Raw genomic sequence first — 20,097 nt, forward strand, 5'->3', positions numbered from 1 at the left:
TTTAGTTGTTTAATGGTATCTGATTATGCTGAATATTTTATTGCATACAGGCAACTATGCTATATATGAAGAAAAAATATAAATGATCGTGATTCACTCCGTATCAGCTCACGTAATAAGAGTGTAATATCGGCTCAAACAGATGAATATTACACTCTTGTTGGTAAATCACATTTAACTTCTATGCTTGTTTAGTCGGATAAATAGTTAATTCACTAATATTGGTATCTTCAGGTTGTTCAATAGCAAAATTTACTACGCGCGCAATGGCGTCAGGGCTGATGCCTACCTGTTTATAGAGTTCAGTCATACTTTGTAAAACAGCAGTATCGGTAATGCTTTGTAAAAGCTCGGTATTGATTGCAGCCGGATATAGGGTAGTGGTGCGAATATTGGTTTGTTCGGTTGCACTTTCCTGCCGGATCACTTCCATCAGATTGCGTACAGCAAATTTGGTGGCTCCATAAACACCACAACCCATAAAGCTTTTGATACCGGCTATAGAAGAGGTGGTAATAATATGTCCCGATTTTTGTTTAGTAAAAATCGGCATCACTGCAGCTATACCGTTTAGCACACCTTTCAGATTAATATCAATCATGTCATTCCACTGTTGAGTTTGAACGGCACTGATTGGTGAGTTAGGCATGATTCCGGCGTTATTGAATATCACATCAACGCCCTGAAAATGTTTTTGTGCCAGATCGACCAGTGTCTGCAGTTGTTCCGGCTGACGCACATCTGTAACCTGATAAATTGCCTGACCGCCAGATTGAGTAATTTCCTGTTGCAATAATTGCAGTTGCTGTTCACGGCGTGCTGCCAGAACAACTTTAGCTCCGTTCCGAGCCAGTAAGCGGGCTGTTGCCGCACCAATACCGGATGATGCACCGGTAATAATAACAACCTTATTCTGAACACTCATATTTATTCCTTTGCAGATTGTAAAATTGAACATTACCGGCAGAAAATTTAATAAACCGGCATTTACTGTCTTCAAACAAATCAGAATAGTTTGCAAATAAGTCTATAATCTGACAATTAATTTGTTTGATATGATGATTATTGCACAGATTACTTTTTAGTATCGTGATATATTTCTTTAGCCAGATTAAATGCTGACCATGCTTTGGGCCAGCCAACATAAAAAGCCAGATGAGTGATAATCTCAACGATTTCAGTTTCAGTAATACCGTTTTGTCGTCCGATGTTTAAATGCGGCCGTAACTGCTCAAAGTTACCGGCACTGATCAGTGCGGCAATAGTAATCATGCTGCGCTGATGTGCCGGTAATTGCTGTTCGCGAGACCACACCTCTCCAAAAAGTACTTCATCATTAAAATGTGCAAACAAGGGGGCAAAATCACCTAATAAATCATGGCCTGCTGTCTGTTTTTTCATGGTTTTCTCCTATATATTAAAAAAGATAAGTTAAAGATTGTTGTAATCAATGCTGTCTACCGGTTCCAGCCATTCACTTTGACCTTTAGTAATGGCTATATGGCTGAACCAGCTGTCTTTAGTGGCACCATGCCAGTGTTTGACTCCGGCATGAATGACTACAGAATCCCCAGGATTTAACAGTCGCGCTGGTTTATCTGCTTCCTGATACCAGCCTTGTCCTGCTGTAACAAGCAGAATCTGATAGCCATGCAGATGTTTGTGCCAGTGATTATGGCAGCCCGGCTCAAAAGTAACATTGCTAACATCGACATCTATTTGTTCATCGATAGCGGCTAAGTTACATAAATAGCTTTGGCCGATAAAATATTGTGCATAATTAATATTAATCTTGCCTTGCGGAAAGATCTGTTTGAATGCTGTAGACATGGCTTACTCATGTTGTTATCAGTATTTGAGTATAAAACTTAAAGTTAACTTTAACTCAAGAGTTATTTTGTGTTGAGCCAGAACCATTAACTTTAGATATAGTTTTAATTATGCAAAGATTAAAGTTATAAGATTGTAGATTCAGTTTTAGGAGTTTAGCAGTTGTTTTAAGAATATCTGTCTTCATCTTAGATATGACGAAAAATATGCTTTTTAAATATATTTGATACCACGAATTTCTTATTCTTTGTATTATTCCTTTCTGCCAGCATATCGAAAAGTTTTAGTAGTCTGGTTGGGTTGGCTTCCGATTTCGCTGTAGACAAAGAAGCTTTCGTAGAGATTCTGTCTACTATCTTTTTTGACCATTCGGACTGATTTATTATATTGATGGGTTTGCTCACTCTTTCTAATGGATTGAATAGGATGGACAATAGCAGCATTTTGCTGATAAATAATAGGTGATTATAATTACTCAAATGGCCTGGTATTCGATTTTCGAAGCAGTTGTAAGGTTTTTTTCAAATCTCATCCATGTAAATCCAATTTATTATTAAATGGAAAAGTCAAAAGAGAAGCCGGATTATCAATTAATAAGTATTTAGCAACCGGATGAACATATATAAAACCCACATCATAATCACTACTAAGTGAAGGAAATATCTAAGTGCGGCTGCCTGATTAGCAGGCAAAATAATTTTGATATTATTTTGCTGCTTTAATGCAGTCAGTTCTGTTTAATTCGGTTTTGCCTATGTAATAAACATCTCTGTTAATTAATTTTATAAAGATTGTTTTAAGAATAAGGCTATCAATCATTGTCTTAAGTTAATAACGTGATGATTCTGTGTTTAATTTTTTCATCAGGTTCAATAATTGCCAGTTCTTGAATTGCGGTTTTAATTCTTTCTGACCAAGATGACCGATCCCAAGCTTCTAGAGTATTTAATGCTGTATTGCGGTTTTGTATTACCGGGCTATTCAAGCCGATTAAGATTAAGTCTTCTCCAACACCGGGAAAGTGATTGAGTTCTTGTAAAATCAAATCTAATAAATTATGTGTGTCAATTTCTGTTTCATATTCATGGATTAATGCAGGGCCTGTTGCGATTTTAGCAAAATCATATTGTTGATTAGCTAATTGAATAACTTGCTTTATTCTCGGTAATGAATCACTTAGTAGTAAATAAGACCACTGATCGCTATGATAATTTTTTTGATGTTCAAAATGTGCTTCCCATGCATCAAAGCCATATTGTGTATAAAGGTTTGCAGCTAGCTGAAATTGTTGCGTATTATTAGTTGTTAGCGCATTTTTAATCAAGTCTAACCATTTATCCTGCTTAATTACCTCATTTGCTTTGTTGATTATTTGATTTTTGATTTGCTTATCCCAGTTTGGATAATAATCGTTTACTTTATTAATCACAAAATCGTGTAATAACCAAACGGTTCGTAATATTTTCAGATCCGTTAAATTTGGTAGATTGAGTAAATGGGTTAAATAATTTAGACAGACTTTAGCACCAGCAGCATAGTTATGCATATCCTGAGTGGATCCGCCGTTTATCAGCGCTTCAATAATTTCACTTGTGGAGCTGATTAATTCACTATCAATGGTTTTATGCGCTAGAGCTTTATCTAATTCACCTGACATTGCACAGGTGTAAGCAAGATATTCATTCATCAAACTATTTCGATAGCCGGATCTTAGCAACCAGTCTTTTGTTGATGATGATAACGGATATGTTACTAAGCGATAAATGATATGAATACGTCCCCAACTATCAATTTTTTTTGCTAATGTCAGCAAGGCATTTTCAATATCGGTTTCAGATGATAGTGTATTTTGTAATGCGCCAGCAGAATATAATGAAAATTCTTCATGCATACCAAATAACAAAAATAATTCTGTTTGTTCGGTAGTAAAACATCCTAATATGGCAATACAGAATTTAATGATTTCACGATCCGGACTATTAAGTGCTAGCCAATAAATAAATTCGTATAATTTATTAAAATCAATAATGAGTTTGGGTATTTCCTCAGTTAAATCTTCAATATAACTTAAGGTTCGTCCTGTTTGGACTAGGGTGTAAAGTGTTTCGATATCTGATTGATTAGGTTGCGCAGTTATTTTGGTGAGTAATGCTAAAATTTTTTCTTCACAACTTTGTTCTGCAGAGGCACTATGATAATTTGTAATTCCATCCCTCATTCTTGCTGCCTGTTTTATTTTTCTACTATCTAAGGAGTGATCAGGCAGAATTTTGGCCGTTTCGGGAAGTTTATCCGCGTTTTGATAAGGGAGTAAAAACTGATAAATACTGGTTTTATGGTTATCCCATACCAATGGAAAGTGTTGGCAATTAATATTATTCAGGTATTCCATTAATTTTCAGATTTTTAATATTTTAGAGTTTTATGTATGGTGTTAATCTCTGGTAAAAAATTAAGTACGGTTACCAGTACTGTCTGATTTTGCTGTGGTGGTTTGATTATACCTTAGCAATATATTAAGCATATGCTTTCCTGTATTATTATCTGAATATCTATTTTAAATTATATTTTTTATTCATTATCAAAGTTTTATTACTATTTTTATACAGATTGATTCTTTATTTTACGCATTAAAAAGGTTAGGCAGGCAAGTTATTGCTCAGTCTGTTTGTTTTGCCTGATTTGCTATTACTTAGTTTTTAATATGAAATGATATTTTAAGTTGTTTGAGCTTTATTTTAGTGATGGGAACAAGAATGACAGAGTCACAACAATACAGTATCCGTGCTTTTGCGGATATATTCGGATTAACGCCGGCAACTGTCCGGTATTATGAAAGTCTTGGGCTGATTTCTCCGCAGCGCTCTGTCAATCAGCGTCGTTTCTATACCGAAAAGGACGTTGATTGGATGCGTTTTATTTTGCATCTGAAAAATACCGGTATGAGTATGGAACAGCTTCAGCAGTATGTGTTGCTGCGCAGTCAGGGGGATATAACTATTGCTGAGCGGCTGGAGTTGTTGTTACAGACCCGTGATGATTTTTTGCAACAGCTGGCAAAACTGCAAAAACATCTGCAGATTTTGAATGACAAGATTGAATGGTATCAGCGACGGCAGCAGGGTCTTTTATCTGAACAGGTGAGTTTTGCTGAATATTTAATCAGCAACGGCCATAGTCTGTAATACTGTGCTCTGTCTGGTTTAAGTGCAGGCTGTACTGTAAACTGAAATTCGGATATGTTCGGATAAGATAATTTTTATTTATATTTAGTAATCAAACAACCAAGGGGAATAAAATGAAAAAATACTGATTATTGTAGCGCATCCTGATATTGAACATTCTTTAGTCAATAAACGCTGGATTGAAGAAGTAAAAAAATTTCCGGAAAAATTTACGGTGCATGAGCTGTATCAGTCTTATCCGGACGGTAAGATTGATGTGGAGAAAGAGCAGGCTTTGGTAGAGGTATATGGTAGTCTGATCTGGCAATTTCCGGTTTACTGGTTTAACTGCCCGCCACTAATGAAACAGTGGTTTGATGATGTTTTAACCTACGGATGGGCATATTGTTCCCGCGGGACTCAGCTTAAAGATCGAAAAATCGGTTTGGCTGTTTCTATGGGAAGTTCGGAACAGGATTATCGGGCACCTTATGATTTAACGGCAGTTCTGCGTCCGTATGAAATGACTTTACATTATGTTAAAGCAAATTATCAGGGTGCATTTTCTTTGTTTGGCGCTAATACAGATGCTTTATTAGTAACAATTACTCCGCAGGCAATCAATCAAAGTGCTGCTGATTATATTGAGTTTCTAAACAAATTTTAAAGTATGCTGAACCATGAACAGGGTTATTAGTTGGTTTCATCTGTACAAATTAGTTTTTCACTGTATCTGTATGTGAAGTTAATACTTTGTTCGTTTACTGGAGGTATTATGTATGAATAATATTGCTTACCGTTCTAATATCAAACCCGAACTCGAAGAAACGCTGAATCTTTACCGAAATTGCAGTCTGGGGGAACGGCGTCCGATTACGGATAAATCCCGTTTTCAGTCTATGCTGAATAATGCAAATTTAATTATTACAGCATGGGACGGACAGAAGTTGGTAGGTATTGCGCGCTGTTTAACTGATTTTGTTTATATTACTTATCTGGCTGATTTGGCTGTTGATGAGCGCTATCAAAAGCAGGGTATTGGTAAGCAGTTGATTCGGGAAATTCAGAAAAATACTGGAGAGAATGCCGGAATTGTTTTAATTGCTGCTCCACAGGCTGTCGACTATTATGGTCATATCGGTTTTACTGCTCATACATCTGCATGGGTTTTAAAGAAACCGTTAGGATAGTAAATACAGTTCGTTGCTATTGATTATTCTTTTGTCGTGCCGGGTGCCGGACATGCAGGTTTGGCAAAAACAGCGTTTTTCAGATATCAGTGCAGTGGGGCATCATGATGGCTTGGCAGATAATCACAAAATAAGGGCAGGGCTATGATGGCGGATTCCTGTTTTGCTCCTGAAGGTGATATTGGTATTCGCCTGCAAGTTAATAACTTAGTATGGTTTCAATTAACAGAGAGAAAAAAGTAAGTACGGAACTTATTCTGACTATTCATGTGAATAGTCAGAATAGATGGGTTTAATGATTTGTGCGATAAATGATTTATTTAACTTCGCTACCTTCAAATTTTAATCTTTTATCGTTAACAGAAACGAGATCTCCTAATTCGTAAACATTACGATAGCCATATCCGTATAGATTGATAAAGGTAGGTATATTAAGGGCTAAACTGATCTTATTACGATAAGATGGCAGTCCGTTCAGGTCTTTTGGTGTTACTGCCATTTTACTGGCAAAGTTTTCCTGGTCATCTATAAAATTATTATTGCAATAAATGAGAATGGTTGTATTTTTATCTGGAATTAATCTGTATAGGCTAATCTGATTATAGTCGGAGAAATTCAGATGAATAGCCCCTTTCAAATGTTTTCTGTCATACATTTCTTTAGATCTGGAGTCCAAAATAATGGTTTTTGAATTTTTGGATTTGGCCAAAAATTGGTTTAAAGGAAGAAGTCTTTTAGCTCTGTATCGTTTTACTTCTTCGGCTAATTTCATGTAACCATCAAAATCAATTTTGCTGCTGACTGATTTATCCTGAGCTATAAAATAATTCGATAAACGATCAACTTCAGCTTTATTAACTCTGGTAGTGGTTTTTGCAGTAGCAGGTAATGCTAATGTAATTAATATCGCTAAGCTTGATGTAAGAAAATAGTGTTTTATCAGATTATTCTTTTTCATTTATTGCTCCCTTTAAGTAAAAAACAAAACATTGAACATAATAAACAAACCAAAGGGCTTATGTGTTCTTATATGCCTATTTGTTGATTTATGTAAAATATATGGTTTTGTTAATTTGGGTAGTGCAAATAATTATAAATAATTTATCTATATTTAGTTAAAAGATAAAAATATGAATTGGTTGATAAATAAATAATGCAGTAAAGAAAATAGCGGTTAATTATTCGTATGAGTACCAAATTTTTATGTGTTGTCCGCTTTGGTGCAATTAATCTGACGATCCTGATGGCAGGACAGGAATGAGCTGGCTAAATCAGCACAGCAGCCACAACAAGTGGCTACACCAAGCTGAGCCTGTAAATCAGTGAGACTTGAGGCGCCGGCAGCAACAGTTTCTTTTATCTGGCGATCAGTAATGGCATTGCACAGACAAACGTACATGTTTTGTCCTTTGTGTGTGTTTGGTTTCTTTTGTGGGTAAAGATGATAGTGGATTTCATTATTATTATCAAGTAGTGGATTTTATGCTGTCTGAAAGCTGATTATGTTTATACCGGTAAAAATAAAGCCGACTGGGAAAGTCGGCTTTATGCTTTTAAATGTCGGAATTAAGCTTCTGGTGTATCCAGTATATCTACTTCGTTATCGCTGTTTTCTTCTGCTTCAGCAATACGTTCGAGGCTGACCAGTTTTTCGCCTTCATCCAGGTTAATCAGTTTAACACCGGCAGCGGCACGACCGGTAGAACGGATCTGATCGACTTTGGTACGAATCAGTACACCGCCACTGGTAATCAGCATCAGGTCGTCGCTATCGGCTACGAGTGTAGCGGCTACGAGGTCACCATTACGTTCACCGGTATCGATGGCAATTACGCCCTGAGTACCACGGCCGGAACGACGGTAGTCATCAACAGCAGTGCGTTTACCAAAGCCGTTGGCTGTGGCGGTCAGTACCAGTTTGTCGCTATCTTCTTCAGCATCATAGGCCAGCAGGCTGATTACCTGGTTATTTTCAGCCAGTTTCATGCCGCGTACACCGCGGGCACTGCGTCCCATCGGACGAACATTGTCTTCACTGAAACGTACGGCTTTACCACCATTGGAAAACAACATGATGTCATGTTTACCGGCAGTTTTAACCGCACCAATCAGATGGTCACCTTCATCCAGTCCGAGGGCGATAATGCCGGCTGAGCGCGGACGTGAAAAATCGATTAGTGAGGTTTTCTTAACGATACCCTGTTCGGTACACATAAAGACGTATTCATTTTCGCTGAATTCACGTACTGGCAGAATGGTGTTAATTTTTTCACCTTCTTCAAGCTGAATCAGGTTGTTAACCGGCCGCCCACGGCTGTTGCGGCCGCCTTCAGGCAGTTTGTATACTTTAATCCAGTGGCATTTACCCAAGCTGGTGAAACACAGCAGGTAGTCGTGTGTATTGGCGATAAACAGAGTTTCAATAAAGTCTTCATCTTTGGTGGCAGTAGCCTGTTTACCACGACCGCCACGCCGTTGTGCCTGATAGTCATCTGCCTGCTGGGTTTTGATATAGCCGCCGTGAGTCAGTGTAACCACCATGTCACGTTTCGGTATCAGGTCTTCATCGGCAATGTCGCCACCAAAAGTGTTGATTTCGCTGCGACGTTCATCTCCGAATTGTTGCTGGATGGCGGTCAGCTCATCATGAATAATCTGGTTGATACGAGCCGGTTTGGCAAGAATATCAAGTAAGTCGACAATATTATCAAGGATAGTTTTGTATTCATCGACAATTTTATCCTGTTCCAAACCGGTAAGACGTTGCAGACGCATTTCGAGAATGGCCTGTGCCTGCGCGTCGGAAAGGAAATAGCCGTCAGCACTCAGACCGGTATTTTCCGGTAAATTCTGAGGCTTGATCAATTTTGCATCAATATCGCTGCGTACGAGCATGTTTTTAACCAGATCAGGACGCCATGCCCGTGAGGTTAAAGCGATTTTGGCTTCTGAAGGGGTAGGAGATGATTTAATCAGGGCAATGATTTCATCGACATTAGACAGAGCTACTGCCAGACCTTCGAGCAGGTGACCGCGTTCACGTGCTTTACGCAGATTAAACATGGTACGCCGGGTAACAACTTCGCGACGGTGACGCAGAAATTCATTCAGAATCTGTTTCAGGTTCAGCAGGCGCGGCTGACCGTCTACCAGAGCCACCATATTGATGCCGAAACTGTCCTGAAGCTGAGTTAATTTATACAGCTGATTAAGAACAACTTCGCTATTTTCATTGCGTTTGAGCTCAATAACCACACGCATGCCGGATCTGTCCGACTCGTCGCGCAGGTCTGAAATACCTTCGAGAATTTTATTGCGTACCAGTTCGCCGATTTTTTCGACTAGTCTGGCTTTATTTACCTGATACGGAATTTCATCAATAATGATTGCTTCGCGTTCATCATGATGTCCGATAGGTTCGATATGGGTTTTACCACGAATAATGACGCGACCGCGACCGGTACGATAACCTTCACGCACGCCTGAAAGTCCGTAAATAATACCGCCAGTCGGAAAATCCGGGGCAGGAATCAGATCGATAAGCTCGTCAATACTGAGGTTTTCATTAGCCAGCAGGGCTTTGGCACCGCCTATCACTTCGTTAATATTGTGCGGCGGAATGTTGGTAGCCATACCAACGGCAATACCGGAAGAACCATTAATCAGTAATGTCGGAATACGTGTTGGCAATACCGCCGGCTCTTGTTCTTTGCCGTCATAATTCGGGACAAAGTCAACAGTTTCCTGTTCGATATCAGCCATTAGCTCATGCGCAATTCTTGTCATGCGGATTTCGGTATACCGCATAGCCGCTGCACTGTCGCCATCAACGGAACCGAAATTACCCTGTCCGTCGACCAGCAGATAACGCATGGAGAAATCCTGCGCCAGACGTACGATAGTATCGTAAACTGCTGTATCGCCGTGCGGATGGTATTTACCAATAACATCGCCGACAATGCGCGCAGATTTTTTGTAAGGCCGGTTCCAGTCGTTATTCGCTTCGTTCATTGCATACAGCACACGACGATGAACCGGTTTCAGCCCATCGCGTACATCAGGAAGGGCTCGTCCTACAATCACGCTCATGGCGTAATCCAGATAGGAACTGCGCATTTCATCTTCAAGTGATACTGCTATGGTTTCTTTGGCAAAAAGTGCATCAGACATAATGGCTTTACTACTTTAGAGAGCATGGTTTATTTTACCATAATGGTGATTAGTTTCTGATTATTTTTCATGACGCAGATGATCTGGCATAAAAAACCTTGTTGTTAAAGGGGTTAAAGATATGCCCACAATATTTGTGGATAAATCTGTGGAAAATGAAAGATGAGCAGGCATAATTGCCTATAAATCAAGACTTGCATGTGCTTGCTTAAAAAATAAGCCTTAAAATAAAATTGTTTAAAAACAATTATTTATAAAAATAAAATGCATGTGCGCAGCTATTTTTGCTTTTTATAGGGTTCAGTATGCGTTGCTTAATTCATGTGGATAAAATCAGTTTGTCAAGTCTGTTTTATGGTTGACAAAAGGATAAAGAGTGAGAATGTGTGAGTAAGTTGTGCTGTGTGTAAGGAAATTTTAATGCATGTTTTAAATTTACCTGAAACTATGCTGTCGGATGAGTCTATGGCAGAGGCATGGGTATTTGTACGGGTAATTGATAATTATGGTGATGCGGGCGTAGGCTGGCGGCTAAGCTGTCTGCTGGCTGAATATCTGCACATGCATGTGCGTTTGTGGATTGATGATACTGATGCACTTAATAAGCTAGTGCCGGCACCGGAAAAACAGGCACGGATTACTATCGAAGCATGGCAGGGCGATGCCATGATGCAGCAACAGCTGTCTGCTGCTGCCGATCCGGTACTGGTAATAGAAACGTTTGGTTGTGAGCTTCCGCCCCAGGTACTGGAAAGAATGGGGCAGTGCCGGCCATTGTGGCTGAACTGGGAGTATCTGACCGCCGAAGACTGGGCGGTCGGTTTACATGCTATGTCATCGTTGCAGCCTAATGGTCTGGAAAAGTATTTCTGGTTTATGGGTATTGATGCGGACAGTGGCGGTTTGTTACGGGAACCGGATTATCTGGCTGAGCGGGAAAAATTCAGACAACAGCCGCAACTTCAGCAGGCATTCAGGCTGGAATATGGTTTGCCGTTACAGTATACAGGGCAGTTATGGCTGGTATTTGCTTATACTTCCGGTCAGTGGGCACAATGGATGGCTATGTGGCAGCAGGCGGATACGCCGGTAACGTTGTGGCTCGCCGGCGGACAGGTCATTGAAAGTTTACGTGCGGCAAAATTAATTGCACCGGAGGAGCTGCAGCAGGAAGGGGATAGCTGTGAGCTGGGGAATGTGACGCTGGTACGTATTCCGTTTGTACCACAGGCGGCCTTTGACCGTTTGCTGTGGCTAGCAGATGCGGCTATTGTGCGCGGTGAAGACAGTTTTGTCCGGGCATTATGGGCAGGATTACCGTTTTTCTGGCATATTTACCGTCAGGATGATGATGTCCATCTGCAAAAGCTGCATTCATTCTGGTTTAAGGCGATGCAAGGCTGGCCGGCAGAGCTCAGACAGGCGTTTACTGTTTTGTCGGATGATCTGAACGGTGCAGGGGCTGTGAGTTCGTTAAAACGTGAACAGGCTTGGCAGTATTTGTGCGCGCATTGGCAAAGTTGGGTAAAATCAGCCGCTGCGTGGTCAGAAATGCTGCATAGGCAGGACAATGCACTGGAAAAACTAGCCAGATTCAGCCATCTTCCGCTAAAATAATATACTTATTATTTGCTGAACATTTTTGGAAGTTAGATTAAAGATGAAAACCGCACAAGAATTGCGCCCGGGTAATGTATTTATGGTGGGCAATGATCCAATGGTGGTGCAGAAGTCCGAATACAATAAATCCGGTCGTAATGCTGCCGTGGTAAAAATGAAATTGAAAAACCTGCTGACTGGTGCTGCTACAGAAACGGTTTATAAAGCCGATGAAAAATTTGATGTGGTAGTGCTGGATCGCAAACAGTGCACTTACAGCTATTTTGCTGATCCGATGTATGTTTTCATGGATGATGAATTCAATCAGTATGAAGTGGAAGCAGAAAACATCGGCGATGCCATCAAGTTTATTGTAGACGGCATGGAAGAAAAATGCGAAGTAACTTTCTATGACGGCCGCGCTATTTCTGTAGAACTGCCTACTATTATCGTGCGTGAAGTGGAATATACTGAACCGGCAGTAAAAGGTGACACTTCTGGCAAAGTAATGAAAAATGCACGTTTGGTAGGTGGTGCCGAGATTCAGGTAGCTGCTTATATTGAAAATGGCGATAAAGTGGAAATTGATTCACGTACTTTTGAATTCCGTAAACGCGCTTAACTGATTTTCTTGCTGGCAGGCTGTCTGAATGATTTCAGGCAGCCTGTTTTATTGTTGGCATCGCAGCAGTAAACTGCCTGATGAATGTGATGATCTACGGTATTTTGTTGTTTGTATTGTTTAATTTTGTAGGTGAAACATGTTGTTTGAACTGAATCAGCACGGCCGGGGCGAGTTGCTGGCTGAATGCCGCAGATTGCTGCGGCTGGCGTTGCCGATTCTTATTGCACAGGTAGCGCAGGTAGGTGTAGGCGTAGTCGATACTGTAATGGCTGGTCATGCCAGTGCCAACGACCTGGCTGGTGTGGCTCTGGGTTCGAATGTATTTATTACGCTGTATATTACTTTTCTGGGAGTGATGACGGCATTACAGCCGATACTGGCACAGTTATACGGAGCCGGTAAAACAACGGAAATCGGAGAGCAGGGACGGCAGGGGATATGGTTCGGACTGTTTCTCGGTGTTCTGGGTATGCTGTTGCTGTGGGCAATGATTATACCAATGCAGCACTGGCTGAATATGGGTGCATATGTGGATGCAGTATTTGGTCAGTTTGTATTCTATATTGCACTGGGTATGCCGGCAGCGATGATTCACCGGGCATTTTATGCTTTTGCCTCTTCTTTAAACCGCCCCAAACCTATTATGGTGGTGAGTCTGATTGCACTATTGCTGAATATTCCGCTTAATTATATTTTTGTCTATGGAAAATTCGGAATGCCGCAGATGGGAGGAGCCGGCTGTGGTCTGGCCTCTGCTATCTGTTTCTGGCTGAATGCCATTGCACTAGGCATATATATTATACGGCAGCGGTATTTTGCACCTTTTGCTCTGTTTGCGCGCTTTGAGTGGTCGCGCTGGCGTACACAGGCTTCTTTGTTGCGTCTGGGTATTCCGATCGGAATGTCATTCTTTCTGGAAGTGAGTCTGTTTACTTTTATTAGTTTGCTGATTGCCCGTTTCGGGGTCACTCAGGTGGCAGCGCAACAGGTGGTAATCAGTATTACTTCTTTAATTTATATGTTGCCGCAAAGTGTGGGCATTGCGCTGGCTGTATGTGTGGGTCAGGCAGTCGGAGCACGTAACTGGCAGCGTGCCCGCTTTGTTTCCGGAGTAGGGTTGTGTATGGGTCTGCTTGGTGCCTGCTTTACCGGGATCATGCTGCTGCTGTTCCGGCATTTCTGGGTAGGCTTATATACAGCTGATCAGGAAGTAATTTTACTGGGCGGTACGCTGTTGATTTTTGCAGCAGTTTTCCAGTTGTCTGATGCAACACAGACAATTGCTTCTTATGCCTTGCGCGGCTATAAGCTGACTAAGATTCCGATGGTGATTCATGCGTTCAGTTTCTGGGGTCTGGGTCTGGGTTTCGGCTGTTTGTTTGGTTTGTATTTCGGTATGGCACTTTATGGTTTCTGGCTGGCTCTGGTGCTGGCATTGACAGGTGCGGCTGTGGCACTGGTGTGGTATCTGCACCGGAAAAGTGAAAAATTTATGCTGACAGATGCAGAAGGCAAATCATGATAAATGTGATTGAACATGCAGATTTACAACCGCTAAATACTTTTGCTCTGCCGGTACGGGCACGCTGGCTGGTCACATTAACGAATACTGAACAGTTGCCGGATATTTTGGCACTGCCTCAGTTTGAACGGCAAAGTGTGCTGTGGCTGGGTAGCGGGAGTAATATTTTGTTTTGTAAGGATTATCCGGCACTGGTGGTGCGTATGGCCAATCGTGGTATCAGGCTGGTGGCGGATGATGGTGAACAGGTTATCGTAGAAGCTGCGGCCGGTGAAAACTGGCATGAATTTGTTCAGTACACGCTGGAACAGGGCTGGTGCGGCCTGGAAAATCTGAGTCTGATTCCGGGTACAGTAGGGGCGGCACCTGTACAGAATATCGGCGCTTATGGTGTTGAAGTACAATCCTGTATTGAGGCTGTACAATGTTTTGATCTTGAAAATCAGCAACTGTGCTGGCTTAGCCGGAATGAATGCAGCTTTGCTTACCGGGACAGTGTATTTAAGCATGAACGGCAAGGGCGTTATGTCATTGTGGCGGTACGGTTTGTATTATCCCGCAGTTTTACACCACAACTGCATTATGGTGATTTAGCTCAGGTGGCCACAGAGCTGGCACAGGGACAAGCCCTAACCGCCAGTATCGTTGCACAGGCAGTGTGCCGTATCCGTCGGCAGAAGCTGCCTGATCCGCGAGTGCTTGGCAGTGCCGGTAGTTTTTTTAAAAATCCTGTTGTGGCAGCTGAACTGGCAGAAAGCCTATTAAAACAATATCCGACTTTGCCGCATTATCCACAGCCTGACGGACAGGTAAAGCTGGCAGCAGGCTGGATGATAGACCAGTGCGGCCTGAAAGGTTATCAGCTTGGCGGTGCGGCAGTTCATGAGCAGCAGGCTTTGGTACTGGTTAATAAAAAACAGGCCAGCGCGGCCGATGTAGTTGCTCTGGCTAAATATGTTCGTAACTGTGTAGCACAGCATTTTCAGGTATTGCTCGAACCGGAACCGGTCTGGCTGCCGGAAGTTTTGCCGCATGCGGCTGGTTAAGAGAATATCTGTATGCTTTGCTCGGTGATAACTGCATAATCAGAAAGAAATTAATATGGTGAAAGAATCACGCCCCAATACGTATAACCGCATTATTGATGCCAGTCTGAAACTGTTTAATGAAGAGGGTGAACGCAACATCAGCACTAATCATATTGCTTCTTTTCTGGGTATCAGTCCGGGCAATCTTTATTATCATTTTCGTAATAAAGATGAAATTATTATGCAGTTATTCAAGCGCTACAGTGAGAAATTGCTGTGTTATCTGCAGCAGGTCAGTCCGCCACAGGACACAGAAGCGATTAAGAACTATATGCTTGGTGTTTATGATGTAATGTGGCAATACCGTTTTTTATTCAGCGATTTAAATGCAATGCTTTCACGCAGTGCAGAATTATTGGGTGAACACAATAATTTCACCCGGGTTCGTGTATCACCGCTACTGCAAAATCTCTTGCAGCAACTGACTGATATTGGTTTTATACAGACGGATGAAGTTGCCCGCAAGGAAATGGCGGTGAATATCTGGCTGATTACCAAATACTGGTGTGATTATGACAGTGCTTTGTATGAACGCAAACTGACTGAAGCTTCAAAATTTCGTGGTACTCACCAGACTCTGACTCTGTTACGACCTTATGTTGCCCCTGCCTACCGGGAAGAATTCAGTCGCATGATGAATGATTTGCGTAATCAGGTGTGAAAATAAAAATAAATAAAAGTGGTTTAGCTTAAACAGAATTTTTAATGCGATAGTTTTTATCAGTATTCATTTGTTCAAGTTAAGAAACTATACTATTTTTGCATGTATATTTATAAAGTTGCACTGATTACTACGGCAATCAATTGGTTAGTCCGTATTTTAGGTGTAGCAGACTGAAATTTAAATAAAATTAAGATAATATTTTTTATTTTACAATCTGTGAGTTCCGTTCAGAACGATATGCTGGGGATGAAATTTCTTATTATTGTTTAATTTAATCAGGAATGGGACGGCTGGCTCCCATTTTGATACTTTCAAAACGGCTGTTGTCCAGCTGCTGTTGTTCACAGGCCTGAGCTAGTAGCTGTGGTGGTTCATCTATGGGTTCATCTGCCAGTTCAAATGCACCCCAGTGCATGCCAACTGCCTGACGGCATTGTAGTATTTGAAAAATTGTTACTGCCTGATAAGGATCTATGTGCTGATTATGCATAAACCAGCGGGGTGCATAAGCTCCTGTCTGGATTGCAGCCATGTCTATTGGGGCAAATCGCCCGGCAATCTGCCGGAACATAATCTCGCTGAAACCTGTATCTCCGCTGAAATAAGTAGTACTTCCCGCGGCTGTCTGCATTATCCAGCCACACCACAGAGTACGATTGCGGTCGAAAATGCCGCGCTGGCTCCAGTGATGTGCTGGTACAGCATGAAATCGGATATCTTTAATCGTCACCTGTTCCCACCAGTCCAGTTCAATGACATTACGTACGCCCATACGTTCCAGTTTATTTTTCAAACCTAGGGGAACAACGGCAGTGATGGACGGAAAACGTTCGGCTAACTGGCGGATACTTGCCTTATCCAGATGATCGTAATGGTTGTGTGACAGTGCGATAACATCCACTGAAGGCAGTTGGGCAATACTGGCTGCAGGCTGAGTACGGCGTTTGGGGCCGGCAAATGTTACTGGTGATACCCGCTGTGAAAATACCGGATCGGTAATAATGGTACATTGCTGTAAACGTATGAACAGTGTGGCATGGCTGATCCACCACAGCCGGTTGCCGCTCAGTGTAAAGTCCGGTTTCTGATACCAGTTGCGTGCAAAATGCTCATATCCGTTTTGCGGTGGTTTAGGCAGATGATGGATATGCCTTTCCCAGTTCCAGCGATAGACTTCCAGGGGTTTGATGACTGTAGGTTCCAGATTGCAGAAACCATAAGGTGTATGATGACTTTTAGCCGGATTGTAATATGGGTTTCTTTTCTTAAATAGCATTATCTGTTGTCTTTAGCTGATACAGCTACGGCAATATATTATCAGTTTAAATGTTTTAATGCTGTTTGCAGTTTCTATTTTAACTTAATTATAAATCATTCAGGTAGATATACCGAAATTGCGACGGTGGGATGATGTTATACACAGAATGAAATCAGGATAAAAGTAAAGGCATTTGTTTGTTTTGTTAACTAGTGTTAATATGCGCCTTTTGTATTTTATCATGCGTCTGTTTTCGCGCCTCTGGAGATCGAAAAATGAAAAAAATTTTACTGGTCTTTTTATGTCTGTTGCTGGCAAGCTGTACATTACCGGTTAAGCCGGAGGACAAGTTCAAAACCGGTGATTATGTAGGCGGAGTGAAAGTTCTGGCTAATAATTTCAACACTAAGGCTAAGAAGCTTGAGCAAAAGAATAAGCCATGGAAGGACAAGGATATTCTGTATTTGCAGGTTACTGTTAGCGGTTTAGTGGAAATGGCGCAAAAAAATATTAAACAGGCTACCGTTTCTGATTATGACTTACGGATTAAAAGCTATCAGCTGTTACTGGCGATGAAAACTGAGCTGGCAGATAAAAGTTACAGCACTTATATTGAAAAATATTTAAGTCTGTATACAGTAGATGGTCTGAAAGAATCTCTGGCTATACAGTTTTATCAGCAGGCTAATGCAATTGTAGCTTCAAACAGTGCAGATTATTTGCGCAAGGCTAAATTATACCGTCAGGGCTATGAGTATTTTAATTACAAGGATATTAAAAAGCGCGCTGATGATAATCAGAACATGTATTATAAAACTGCTGCTCAGGAATATTACACTGAAGCACAGGCTAATGTTAGAGACAAAAATTATAAAGAGGCAGCGAATAATTTTCGCAAAGCTCATGATGTTTATCTGCCTTTGGGCAATTATAAGGACAGTGCCAAATTAGCCGCTATTTATGAAAAAAAATGGCGAACTGCTGAAGCGGAAAGTCACTATCAGGAAGCGCAGGGTATTGTGCGCAAAGCAAGACTACTGAGTGAATACCGGCAGGCAGCGGCTTTGTTCCGTGCGGCCAGTGATGTGTATAGTCCTTATGGTAACACCTATAAAGATTCTACCAGACAGGCAGGTGTATATGAACAAAAAGGACAGGTACAGATATTTATCCGTGGAAATGACTATCTGGCCTACCAGATACGTTCCATACTCCAGGCAAGCTATGTCAGCTTTGTAAACAGCCCTGGATCGGCTAATCTGGTGATTGATGTAAATATGACCCGCGGTCATTTTCAGCAGTATAAGGATAATATTGAGACGGATGATAAATATGAAAATCTGAAAGTGGGTACAAAAAAGGTAGCTGATGAAAATGGTAATATGGTTGAGCAATCTGTTTATGAAGATTTTTATTTCAAACAATATAGTGTGAAGACGATTAATGAAGCGGTAATGAATGCTGAAGTGCATACCAGTGGACTATATGAATTAAACCGTAGCTATAGAGGAAAAAGTACTTCATCGCAAACTTATTACTGGTTTGACGGACATGTTCCCAGAAAATACACAGCATTTACGGAAGGTACATTGCTTAGTCGTGAAGAGCAGTTTAGTGAGGCACGTAGTAATCTGTGGTATCAGATGCGCGGAGACTTTACTGAAATGAGCAGAGCACTGGCAAATCTATAGTTGTTTAAAAACTATTTTATTTGTCAGATAGCCGGAAATACATATGTAACAATTCTGTGATCAGGAAATTTCTGGATCAGTATCTGATGATTAAAAGATGCTTATGTAAAAACAAAACCTGAATGAAAAGCCATTCAGGTTTTGTTTTAGAAACTGGTTTGAACAGTTTATTGAAACTAATGTCTAGTTTGAACTATTTAGGATTAAAAGCATAAACAGTACCATCCTGCCATGTACCTATGTAATAGCGATTATTATGTAAAGCCAATGCTACTGCTCCTGGTAAAGAGGTAACTAATTTACGTACAGTCCCGGTTTTAATATCAACTGTGCGTACCATATCAGCACCATTATCAATCACGGCAACCATATTTGGCGAAACGGTGACAATACCTACTCCCGGCCGGTTGAAGTCTTTGCCCAGCTCTGTTTGCTGACCATTCGGGCGGATTAAGGTCAGGCGACCACTATACTGGGAAACAACCAAACTGTTATCCGGTAACTGTGTTACACCAACCGGAGTGGATAGACCGCGTGCAATAATTTCCTTGCGACGGTTGTTTAAATCAAGAGACACAATTTCTCCGGTGGAGCGGTTGGTAATCAGTAAATTTCCAGAATTGGAAAAAGCAATACCTGTCGGAGTATGGTAGCCATCAGAAATTTTTTCAGCTTTGCCGTCAGCAGTTATTTTGAGAATATAGTCATCACTGTATGATGATACGTAAATATTATCCTCTGCATCAATTACAATACCGGCAGGAGAAGAAATATTGGAATAAATAGTTTTACGCTCACCGTCCGCGGTTATTTTAGTGATTGAATTGCCAGACCAGTTGGTAACATACATGGCATTTGAGCTATCAAAAGCAATGCCTGTGGGCGCATCAAAAGAAGCTGCTACGGTGGTTAATCCGGCAGTATTATCTGCTGATATTTTGGATGCAGCTGCTCTGGTAGTATTATTTGCTGACGTATTGGATGCAGTTGCTCCGGTTGTTGAGCTGACCATATTGCTCCTTCCGTATAAATATAAAGTACATAAAGCAAGACAAGCAAAAACAATGGTATATAAGGAGAGTTTTTTCATCATGAGTACCCGCTAAAAGCTAAAGAAATGTGAACACCATAACACTCAGAATAGCTGAGAAATTACTAATGGCCATTATTCATGCTTAAGCTTACTAAGCAAAAATTGCTTAGCTTTTTTTTCTGCAATGCTATGGCTTACTTAAAGCGAAAGCCGGTATAGCTATTTTCTGGGCAAGAGTCAGAAATAAATGATTCATAATTTGC

19 protein-coding genes are annotated in these 20,097 nt (G+C 41.1%); 9 read left to right on the forward strand and 10 right to left on the reverse strand.

Going from position 1 to position 20,097, the window contains the following annotated elements:
* Positions 1 to 181: 181 nt before the first annotated feature.
* From H3T75_RS07150 to H3T75_RS07170, 5 genes are all read right to left on the reverse strand, one after another.
* Entirely contained in the window at positions 182 to 925 is a 744-nt protein-coding gene (locus H3T75_RS07150; RefSeq protein WP_198211375.1) for an SDR family oxidoreductase, read from the reverse strand.
* A gap of 149 nt (positions 926 to 1,074) precedes the next feature.
* On the reverse strand, positions 1,075 to 1,401 hold the full coding sequence (locus H3T75_RS07155; protein ID WP_025331619.1) for a carboxymuconolactone decarboxylase family protein: 327 nt from the start codon (positions 1,399 to 1,401) through the stop codon (positions 1,075 to 1,077).
* Between the two features lie 30 nt (positions 1,402 to 1,431).
* Positions 1,432 to 1,830 carry a cupin domain-containing protein gene (locus H3T75_RS07160; protein ID WP_110414683.1) on the reverse strand — a complete coding sequence of 133 codons (399 nt, stop codon included), beginning with the start codon at positions 1,828 to 1,830 and terminating at the stop codon, positions 1,432 to 1,434.
* Between the two features lie 528 nt (positions 1,831 to 2,358).
* Positions 2,359 to 2,493: a DNA polymerase beta superfamily protein gene (locus H3T75_RS11040; protein WP_144235878.1), complete on the reverse strand. Its 135-nt coding sequence runs from the start codon at positions 2,491 to 2,493 to the stop codon at positions 2,359 to 2,361.
* Between the two features lie 160 nt (positions 2,494 to 2,653).
* Entirely contained in the window at positions 2,654 to 4,222 is a 1,569-nt protein-coding gene (locus H3T75_RS07170) for a hypothetical protein (protein WP_198211376.1), read from the reverse strand.
* Between the two features lie 364 nt (positions 4,223 to 4,586).
* On the opposite strand from H3T75_RS07170, the gene H3T75_RS07175 reads away from it, so the two are divergent.
* From H3T75_RS07175 to H3T75_RS07185, 3 genes are all read left to right on the forward strand, one after another.
* A complete protein-coding gene (locus tag H3T75_RS07175) occupies positions 4,587 to 5,015 on the forward strand; it encodes a MerR family transcriptional regulator (RefSeq protein ID WP_100126288.1) in 429 nt (142 codons plus the stop codon).
* Positions 5,016 to 5,145: 130 nt separating this feature from the next.
* A complete protein-coding gene (locus H3T75_RS07180; RefSeq protein ID WP_370570084.1) occupies positions 5,146 to 5,661 on the forward strand; it encodes an NAD(P)H-dependent oxidoreductase in 516 nt (171 codons plus the stop codon).
* 112 nt (positions 5,662 to 5,773) lie between these two features.
* Complete coding sequence (locus H3T75_RS07185; protein ID WP_078475501.1) at positions 5,774 to 6,184, forward strand: GNAT family N-acetyltransferase; 411 nt, start codon at positions 5,774 to 5,776, stop codon at positions 6,182 to 6,184.
* A 316-nt stretch (positions 6,185 to 6,500) separates the two neighbouring features.
* On the opposite strand, the gene H3T75_RS07190 is transcribed toward H3T75_RS07185, so the two are convergent.
* From H3T75_RS07190 to gyrA, 3 genes are all read right to left on the reverse strand, one after another.
* On the reverse strand, positions 6,501 to 7,142 hold the full coding sequence (locus H3T75_RS07190; RefSeq protein WP_198211377.1) for a rhodanese-like domain-containing protein: 642 nt from the start codon (positions 7,140 to 7,142) through the stop codon (positions 6,501 to 6,503).
* Between the two features lie 243 nt (positions 7,143 to 7,385).
* Positions 7,386 to 7,583 (reverse strand): (2Fe-2S)-binding protein, encoded by a 198-nt coding sequence (locus H3T75_RS07195; protein WP_078475503.1) that lies wholly within the window; start codon positions 7,581 to 7,583, stop codon positions 7,386 to 7,388.
* 167 nt (positions 7,584 to 7,750) lie between these two features.
* Positions 7,751 to 10,354 (reverse strand): DNA gyrase subunit A, encoded by a 2,604-nt coding sequence (gene gyrA / locus H3T75_RS07200; RefSeq protein WP_084551383.1) that lies wholly within the window; start codon positions 10,352 to 10,354, stop codon positions 7,751 to 7,753.
* Positions 10,355 to 10,774: 420 nt separating this feature from the next.
* On the opposite strand from gyrA, the gene earP reads away from it, so the two are divergent.
* The 5 genes from earP to H3T75_RS07225 all read left to right on the forward strand — a co-directional run bounded on the left by earP (position 10,775) and on the right by H3T75_RS07225 (position 15,849).
* Entirely contained in the window at positions 10,775 to 11,971 is a 1,197-nt protein-coding gene (earP, locus tag H3T75_RS07205) for an elongation factor P maturation arginine rhamnosyltransferase EarP (RefSeq protein WP_232339941.1), read from the forward strand.
* A gap of 43 nt (positions 11,972 to 12,014) precedes the next feature.
* On the forward strand, positions 12,015 to 12,575 hold the full coding sequence (gene efp / locus H3T75_RS07210) for an elongation factor P (protein ID WP_025331610.1): 561 nt from the start codon (positions 12,015 to 12,017) through the stop codon (positions 12,573 to 12,575).
* A gap of 139 nt (positions 12,576 to 12,714) precedes the next feature.
* A complete protein-coding gene (locus H3T75_RS07215; protein ID WP_198211378.1) occupies positions 12,715 to 14,100 on the forward strand; it encodes an MATE family efflux transporter in 1,386 nt (461 codons plus the stop codon).
* Entirely contained in the window at positions 14,097 to 15,146 is a 1,050-nt protein-coding gene (gene murB, locus H3T75_RS07220; RefSeq protein ID WP_198211379.1) for a UDP-N-acetylmuramate dehydrogenase, read from the forward strand. The genes H3T75_RS07215 and murB overlap by 4 nt, the downstream gene beginning before the upstream one ends.
* Positions 15,147 to 15,195: 49 nt before the next feature.
* Positions 15,196 to 15,849 carry a TetR/AcrR family transcriptional regulator gene (locus tag H3T75_RS07225; protein WP_096765862.1) on the forward strand — a complete coding sequence of 218 codons (654 nt, stop codon included), beginning with the start codon at positions 15,196 to 15,198 and terminating at the stop codon, positions 15,847 to 15,849.
* A gap of 274 nt (positions 15,850 to 16,123) precedes the next feature.
* On the opposite strand, the gene H3T75_RS07230 is transcribed toward H3T75_RS07225, so the two are convergent.
* Complete coding sequence (locus H3T75_RS07230) at positions 16,124 to 17,128, reverse strand: MBL fold metallo-hydrolase (protein ID WP_198211380.1); 1,005 nt, start codon at positions 17,126 to 17,128, stop codon at positions 16,124 to 16,126.
* A gap of 257 nt (positions 17,129 to 17,385) precedes the next feature.
* On the opposite strand from H3T75_RS07230, the gene H3T75_RS07235 reads away from it, so the two are divergent.
* Positions 17,386 to 18,801: a hypothetical protein gene (locus tag H3T75_RS07235; protein WP_198211381.1), complete on the forward strand. Its 1,416-nt coding sequence runs from the start codon at positions 17,386 to 17,388 to the stop codon at positions 18,799 to 18,801.
* Positions 18,802 to 18,994: 193 nt separating this feature from the next.
* Here the strand turns inward: H3T75_RS07235 and H3T75_RS07240 are convergent, their stop codons facing one another.
* Positions 18,995 to 19,813 (reverse strand): PQQ-binding-like beta-propeller repeat protein, encoded by an 819-nt coding sequence (locus tag H3T75_RS07240; protein WP_157785010.1) that lies wholly within the window; start codon positions 19,811 to 19,813, stop codon positions 18,995 to 18,997.
* Positions 19,814 to 20,097: the final 284 nt, after the last annotated feature.

The sequence above is a fragment of the Snodgrassella sp. W8135 genome, assembly GCF_016101225.1.
Taxonomy (GTDB): Bacteria; Pseudomonadota; Gammaproteobacteria; order Burkholderiales; family Neisseriaceae; genus Snodgrassella; species Snodgrassella alvi.